Origin of the sequence: Kitasatospora sp. NPDC056327 (assembly GCF_042261735.1) — a bacterium.
In the GTDB taxonomy this organism is placed as follows: domain Bacteria; phylum Actinomycetota; class Actinomycetes; order Streptomycetales; family Streptomycetaceae; genus Kitasatospora.
In genome coordinates this window covers 1-7,021 of record NZ_JBHJRC010000381.1, presented here as the reverse complement: position 1 = coordinate 7,021, position 7,021 = coordinate 1, and the positions used below count along the sequence as shown (strand labels likewise).

6 protein-coding genes are annotated in these 7,021 nt (G+C 74.5%); 5 read left to right on the top strand and 1 reads right to left on the bottom strand.

Annotated elements, in window-relative coordinates; all coding sequences use genetic code 11:
- Window positions 1-126: 126 nt before the first annotated feature.
- On the bottom strand, window positions 127-942 hold the full coding sequence (locus ACFCX4_RS33355) for an ABC transporter ATP-binding protein (RefSeq protein WP_376150714.1): 816 nt from the start codon (window positions 940-942) through the stop codon (window positions 127-129).
- Between the two features lie 321 nt (window positions 943-1,263).
- On the opposite strand from ACFCX4_RS33355, the gene ddaH reads away from it, so the two are divergent.
- The 5 genes from ddaH to ACFCX4_RS33330 all read left to right on the top strand — a co-directional run.
- Window positions 1,264-2,121 (top strand): dimethylargininase, encoded by an 858-nt coding sequence (gene ddaH, locus ACFCX4_RS33350; RefSeq protein ID WP_376150712.1) that lies wholly within the window; start codon window positions 1,264-1,266, stop codon window positions 2,119-2,121.
- Between the two features lie 605 nt (window positions 2,122-2,726).
- Window positions 2,727-2,969, top strand: coding sequence for a phosphopantetheine-binding protein (locus ACFCX4_RS33345; protein ID WP_376150710.1), 243 nt, complete (start codon window positions 2,727-2,729; stop codon window positions 2,967-2,969).
- Window positions 2,970-3,036: 67 nt separating this feature from the next.
- A complete protein-coding gene (gene entS, locus ACFCX4_RS33340; protein ID WP_376150708.1) occupies window positions 3,037-4,437 on the top strand; it encodes an enterobactin transporter EntS in 1,401 nt (466 codons plus the stop codon).
- Window positions 4,438-4,530: 93 nt separating this feature from the next.
- Window positions 4,531-5,535: an ABC transporter substrate-binding protein gene (locus tag ACFCX4_RS33335; protein ID WP_376150706.1), complete on the top strand. Its 1,005-nt coding sequence runs from the start codon at window positions 4,531-4,533 to the stop codon at window positions 5,533-5,535.
- A gap of 72 nt (window positions 5,536-5,607) precedes the next feature.
- Window positions 5,608-7,021: condensation domain-containing protein (locus ACFCX4_RS33330; protein ID WP_376150704.1), on the top strand; the 1,414-nt coding region annotated here is incomplete at its 3' end.

The window sequence follows — 7,021 nt, the reverse complement described above, 5'->3', positions numbered from 1 at the left end:
GCGTACCTCCCCGGCGGCCCGGCGGCCCGGCGGCCCGGCGGCCCGGCGGCCCGGCGGCCCGGCGGCCCGGTGGTCGGGTGGTCGGGTGGTCCGGCGTGGTCCGGCGTGGTCCGCGGGGGACTGCTCCTAGCGGGCGCCGGGGAGCCGGCCGCGCGGGGCCATCGGCACCACCAGCGGGGTGCCGGTCTGCGGGTCGGCGATGATCTGGCAGGGCAGGTCGAAGACCCGCTCCACCAGCTCGGCGGTCACGATGTCGCCGGGCGGACCCTCGGCCACCACCGCGCCGTCGCGCATGACGATCAGGTGCGTCGCGTAGCGGGCCGCCTGGTTGAGGTCGTGCAGCACGGCCACGAGCGTCCGGCCCTGCTCGCGGTGGAGGTCGGCGCAGAGGTCCAGCACCTCGACCTGGTGGGCGATGTCGAGGAACGTGGTGGGTTCGTCGAGCAGCAGCAGGGGCGTCTGCTGGGCGATGGCCATCGCCAGCCAGACCCGCTGGCGCTGACCGCCGGAGAGCTCGTCGACGTAGCGGCGGGCGAGGCCGGTGACGTCGGTGGCGGCCATGGCCGAGGCCACGATCTCGTCGTCGGCGCGGGTCCACTGGCGGAACAGCCCCTGGTGCGGGTACCGGCCGCGGGCGACCAGGTCGGCGACCGTGATGCCGTCGGGCGCGCTGGAGCTCTGCGGGAGCAGGCCGAGGCGGCGGGCGAGCTCCTTGGCCGGCAGCCGGCCGATGTGCTCGCCGTCGAGCAGGACGCGCCCGGCGGAGGGCTTGAGCAGCCGTGCGAAGGCCCGCAGCAGGGTGGACTTCCCGCAGGCGTTGGGGCCGACGACGACGGTGAAGGAGCCGTCCGGCACCGCCACCGTCAGATCGGTGACGATGGCCCGGTCTCCGTAGCGCAGGGTCGCCTTCTCGGTGAGCAGCCGCTCGCCGGTGCCGTTCACTTCTCCTCCAGGACTGGTCGGTGCGTCAGCAGGGGCTCGGCGCGGGCCTGTTCGGCCCGGGGGCGGGGTGCCTCCCGGGGATCGGGACGTCCGGGGGCCGACCAGGAGCGCGATCTTTCAGGTAAGGTTAGCCTAACCTAATCTGAGGGGGGTTCAGGGGCGTCCGCCATGCCGGCGGACGGTCCCGTCGCGCCCTCGCGCGAGCCTCACCGGCACTCCCCGCTCCGGGAGCGGCGACCGACCCGGTCCGCTCCTCCCGTCTCCCCGTCCGGGCGGCGACCCCGCCCGGCAGCTCCCCCACCAGTCCCACCGGAGGACCTCGTGCCCGTCACGGACACCATCGGCTCGCCCCACGCCGCGAACCCGCGCAGGCCGCGGGTCGCCACGCCGCGCCGCTTCCTGATGTGCGCCCCGCGCCACTACGACGTGACCTACTCGATCAACCCCTGGATGGACCCCGGCAAGCCGGTGGACGCCGGACTCGCTCTCGCGCAGTGGGAGGCGCTGCGGGACCGCTACGTCTCGCTCGGGCACCGGGTCGACGTCATCGACCCCCTGGAGGGCCTGCCCGACATGGTGTTCGCGGCCAACGGCGCCACCGTGGTGGACGGCAAGGTCCTCGGGGCGCGGTTCCGGCACGCCGAACGCACGGCGGAGGGTCCCGCCTACCTCTCGTGGTTCCTGCGCAACGGCTACACGGACACCCACTGGCCCGAGTACATCAACGAGGGGGAGGGCGACTACCTGGTCGTCGGGCGGCGGATACTCGCCGGCACCGGCTTCCGGACGGACCCGCGGTCGCACGCCGAGGCGCAGGAGTACTTCGGCCTCCCGGTGACCGGCCTGACGCTGGTGAACCCGCGCTTCTACCACCTCGACACGGCGCTCGCCGTCCTGACCGACGACGAGATCATGTACTACCCCGAGGCGTTCAGCGAGGGAAGCCGCTCGGTGCTGCGCGAGCTGTTCCCGGACGCGATCCTCGCCGACGCGCAGGACGCGGACGCGTTCGGCCTCAACGCGCTCAGCGACGGCCGGAACGTCCTCCTCCCGGAGGCCGCCACCGGGCTGCACCGCAAGCTCAGGGAGCGGGGCTTCGAGCCGATCGGCGTCGAGCTCGGCGAACTCCTCCACGCGGGCGGCAGTGTGAAGTGCTGCACCCTGGAGCTGCGCGACTAGGTTTCCGGACCGGGGGGCGGCGGATGTCCTGAGGGGGACGTCCGCCGGTGGACCGGGCGGCTGGGCCCACCTTCGGGCGGGACGTCCGGTCCGGGGAGGGGGAGCGGGTCCGGCGTTCGACTGCGCCGGACCCGCGCCGACCGCGGGCGGCCGGTGCGCGCGGGTGCGCGCCGGCCGCTTCGCCGTGCGCCGGCCCGTGTCCCGCGTCCTGTGTCCCGCGTCCCGTGTCCCGGGGCCGCGCCGTCGGCCCGCGGCCGGACGGTGTGCCGCGCCGCCGCGCCGCCGCGCCGCCGTGCCGCGCTCCCGGCCCCGCCACGGCCGCCCGGGGGCCGTGGAGTTGACGTCCTTCCAGGCCTGCGGTGGCGCGCCCCGGAGGCCGCCTTGACAGTCAAGGATCTCTCAAGGTTAGGTAAGCCTTACCTAACCTGAGCAGGCCGGACGAACGGGCGACCAGGACGGGCGGCCCCCGAACCGGGCCCGCCCCGCCGTGCCCGCGACCGTCCGCCCCGTCCCGCACCTCCGGCCCCGCCGGCCGGCCGGCCCGCGCACGACCACCCGCGCGGCCGGAGCGCCACGGCGGGCCCCGGTACGAGAGGAAGCGCAGCATGCCCGATCCCGCCCCGACCAGGCACCTGGCCCTGGAGGAGATACGGCAGGACATCGCCTACGTCCTGGACGTCGAGCCGGCCGAGGTCGACCTCGACGAGTACCTCCCCTACCAGGGCCTCGACTCGCTGCGGGTGATGCAGCTGGTGCAGCGCTGGCGCGAGGGCGGTGTCGAGGTGACCTTCGTGGACCTCGCCGAGCGGCTCACCGCCCGGTCCTGGTGGGAGTTTCTGCGCGGCTGAGCCCGCCTCCCCGCCGTCCCCGGCCCGTCCCCCGCCCGTCCGCCACACCATCACCCCGGAGCCCCGAGTGCGCCTGCGCGACCTCCTCATCGACATCGAACCCCTGCGTGCCGGCAGGGACTTCCGCGCCGCCTTCATCGCCCGGACGGTCTCGCTGTTCGGCCTCGGGATCGCGACGGTGGCGCTCGCCGCCCAGGTGTACCGCCTCACCGGGACGACCGTCCACGTCGCCGCCGTCAGCATGGTGATGAGCGTCAGCGTGCTGGTCGGCTCACTGGTGGGAGGGGTGCTGGCCGACCGGTCGGACCGCCGCCGGGTGATCATCATCGCGCGGAGCGCCGCGGCCCTGGGCTTCGCCGCACTCGCCGTCAACGCGATGCTGCCGGAGCCCCGGCTCTGGGCCGTGTACCTCTGCGTGGCCTGGGACGGCCTGGCCTCCGGGGTCAGCGTCACCACGCTGATGGCGGTCGTGCCCACCCTCGTCCGGCGTGACCAACTCCCGGCCGCGGGAGCACTGATGGCGATCACCGGCGAGCTGGGCTCGATCTTCGCACCGTTCCTCGGCGGCGTGCTGATCGCCGCGTGGGGTGCGGGCTTCGCCTTCGCGGCCACCGCCGTCACCACGGCCCTCACCAGTCTGCTGCTGACCAGGCTCCGCCCGCTGCCGCCTGCCCGTTCCACGGACGGCGGGGACGGCGGTGACGGTGAGGGCGACGGCCACGACGAGAGCGGCTCGCCGATGGCGGCCCTGCGGTTCGCGCTGCGCGAGCGCGTGGTCGGCGGTCTGCTCCTGCTCGGCGGCGTGACGGCGTTCTTCGGCGTGCCGGTGGTGCTCTTCCCCGAGCTGGTGCACACCCGTTTCGGCGGCGGCGACGTCATGCTCGGTCTGCTCTACACCGCCCCGGCCGTCGGCTCCGTGCTGGTCTCCGTCGGCAGCGGCTGGATCGGCCGGACCGCCGCGCCCGGCAAGGTGCTGCTGGCCGCCGTCCTGGTGTCGGGCCTCGCGGTGGCGGGCTTCGGCCTCAGCCCGAGCGTCGGGCCGGCGCTGGCCGCCCTGGTGGTCGTCGGCGCGGCCGGCACCGTCTACGGGATCCTTGAGTACGCCCTGGTCCACCACAGCACGCCGGACCGGCTGCGCGGCCGCATGGCGGGCGTCCTGACGTCCCAGCAGACCACCGGCGACATCGCGGGCGACGCCGAGGTGGCCCTGATCGCGCGGTGGTTCAACCCCGGTGCCGCCGCCGTCTTCAACGGGCTGCTCACCGCCGTGACGGCCGTGGTCGTGGCCGTCGCGGTCCCCGGTCTGCGGCGCGCCACGCTCCCCGCGGAGGACGACGCCGACGCGGACGACACCGGCGCGGACGGCACCGGCACCGGTGCGGACGGTGGGCCCGGCACGCCCTCCGTCCCGCTCGGCACCGGGCCCGCTCCGGTCGCCGCGCCGCCGCGGGCCCCCGCGGCCGGCTGACGCCGGTCCGCCCGCCGTCCGTCCGCCCCCGACCATCCGACCCCGGCCTCCAAGGCCGACCCGCAACACGAAACCCCCAGGAAAGGCAAGAAGTTGAGCACCGTCCCCAGCACCGCCGGAGCCCAGGGCCCGGTGGCCCGGTTCCGCAGAATCGCCGCCACCGTCCTCGCGGCCCTCGTCCTGACCGCCGCCGCGGCCTGCTCCACCACCTCGGACGGGGACTCCACGGCCGGCGGCGCCTCCTCCGGCGCGGCCACCCGGGTGGTGAACACCCCCACGGGCGACGTCACCATCCCGGCCGCCCCCAAGCGGATCATCGGCCTCTCCTACGCCGCCATGTGGCTGCTCGACGCCGAGATACCGGTCGTCGGCATGACCTCGGTCGACGAGGCCGCGCTGTCGTCCGCCCAGAAGGAGAAGGTGAAGTCGATCCCGGTGGTCGGCGAGGGCAACGAGCTGAACTTCGAGAAGATCCAGAGCCTCAACCCCGACCTGATCATCATCTCCGCGCCCAAGCGCGTGGAGTTCCGGATCGACAAGCTCCAGCCGATCGCGCCCGTCGTCTCCTTCGGCATCGGCGACCCCGCGGAGCTGCTGCCGACGTCCGTGAAGATCACCGAGGTGGCCGGCCAGAAGGAGCGCGGGGAGAAGGTCAAGAAGGAGTACGAGGAGAAGGCCGCGCGGATCAGGACCGCCTACGCGGACAAGCTCGCGAAGACCACCTGGGCGATCGCCAACTCCGGTGAGGCCGGCAAGTTCTCCGTCTACGACGGCGCCTCCTGGCTCGGCCTGGTGGTCAAGGACATGGGCGGCCGCTTCGCCGAGCTGCCCGGGGTGAAGTTCGAGGACGCCTGGTTCGACCTCTCGTTCGAGGAGATCGGCAAGCTGGAACCCGCCGACGTCGTCCTGGTGGACGGCACCGGCGAGGGCGGCAAGCCGTCCGCGGAGACCGCGGACCTGCTGGCGCAGACCAACTGGAAGGCCCTGAAGGCCGCGAAGAACAACCAGGTGCACCCGGTGCCGGACTTCTTCACCAGCCGCTACCCCGAGGCCTCCAAGATCCTCGACCAGCTGGAGCAGGTCCTCAAGTCGCTGTGACGCCCGGGCGGTCCGGCCGTTCCCCGGGCCGGACCGCCCCGCCCCTCCTTCGAAACCTGGAGCACCCGAACCATGAACGTGCGCCCGCATCGCCGCCTGCCCCTGACCAGCGCCCAGACCGGCGTCTGGTACGCCCAGCGGATCGACCCCGACAGCCCGGTCTACAACGTCGGCCAGTACGTAGAGATCCGCGGCGGCGTCGAACGGGAACCGTTCGAGGCGGCGCTGCGCCGCACGGTGGCCGAGGCCGAGGCGCTCGGCATGGTCTACGGCGAGCAGGACGGCGTGCCCTACCAGGAGCCCGCCGTCGGCGACGACCGGCCGGTGCCCTCCCTGACCGTCACCGACCTGCGCGGCGAGCCGGACCCGGACGCCGCCGCGCTGGTCCTGATGCGGGCCGACATGCACCGCCCGGCCGACCCGGCCGACGGCGGACTGTTCGCCTTCGCCCTGTACACCGTCGCCGACGACCGGGTGCTCTGGTACCAGCGCATCCACCACCTGGCGGCCGACGCCTACACCTTCGCCCTGCTCACCCGCCGGGTCGCCGAGCTCTACACCGCGCTGGTGCGCGGACTCCCCGCCCCCGCGAGCCCGTTCGGTCCGCTGGCGCCCGTCCTGGAGGAGGAGGCCGCGTACCGCGACGGCCCCCAGTTCGCCCTGGACCGCGCCTACTGGGCCGACCGGATGGCGGGGCGGGCCGGTGCGGAGCCGCTGTCCGGCACCGCGCACCCCGCCGCGCCGGAGTTCCTGCGCCGCTCCGTCGTCCTGCCCGACGCGGTGGGCGAGGCCCTGCTCGGCCTCGCCGCCCGCTGCCGGGGCACCTGGGCCGACGTGGTGATCGCCGCCTTCGCCGGCCACCTCCACCGGCTCACCGGCTCCCGGGACGTCGTGCTCTCGCTGCCCGCCATGACCAGGATGGGCTCGGCCGCGCTCTCCGTGCCGGTGATGACCGTCAACGTCCTGCCGCTGCGCCTGGAGACCGGCCCCGCCGACCCGGTGTCCGCGCTGGTCCGCCGGGTGGTGACGGGCGTGCGCGAGCTGCGCCGCCACCAGCGCTACCGGGGCGAGGACCTCACCCGCGACCTGGGCCCCGGGGGCCGCGGCCGGGGCACCTTCGGGCCGATGGTCAACATCAAGGTCTTCGACGACGAACTGGACTTCGCCGGTTCGCGGGCGCGGCCGGTCAACATCGCGGCCGGGCCGGTGGACGACCTCACCCTCTCCGTCTACCTGGACGGGGGCCGCCGGCTGCGCTTCGAGCTGGACGCCAACCCGAACGCGTACCGCGAGGAGGAACTCGAAGCCCGCGCCGCGGAGTTCGCCCGGCTGCTGACCGTCCTGGCGGACGCCGGGCCGGACACCCCGCTGGGGGCGCTGGACTTCACCACCGAGGTGGATCGGGGGCGGTTGGCGGGGTGGAACGCGACTGCGGGTGCGGTGGTGGGTGGTTCGGTGGTGGAGTTGTTCGCGGCGCGGGTGGGTG

What these genes read in the sequence shown, in the direction of transcription:
- ACFCX4_RS33345 (WP_376150710.1), top strand. Translation starts at nt 2,727, where the DNA reads ATGCCCGATCCCGCCCCGACCAGGCACCTGGCCCTGGAGGAGATACGG.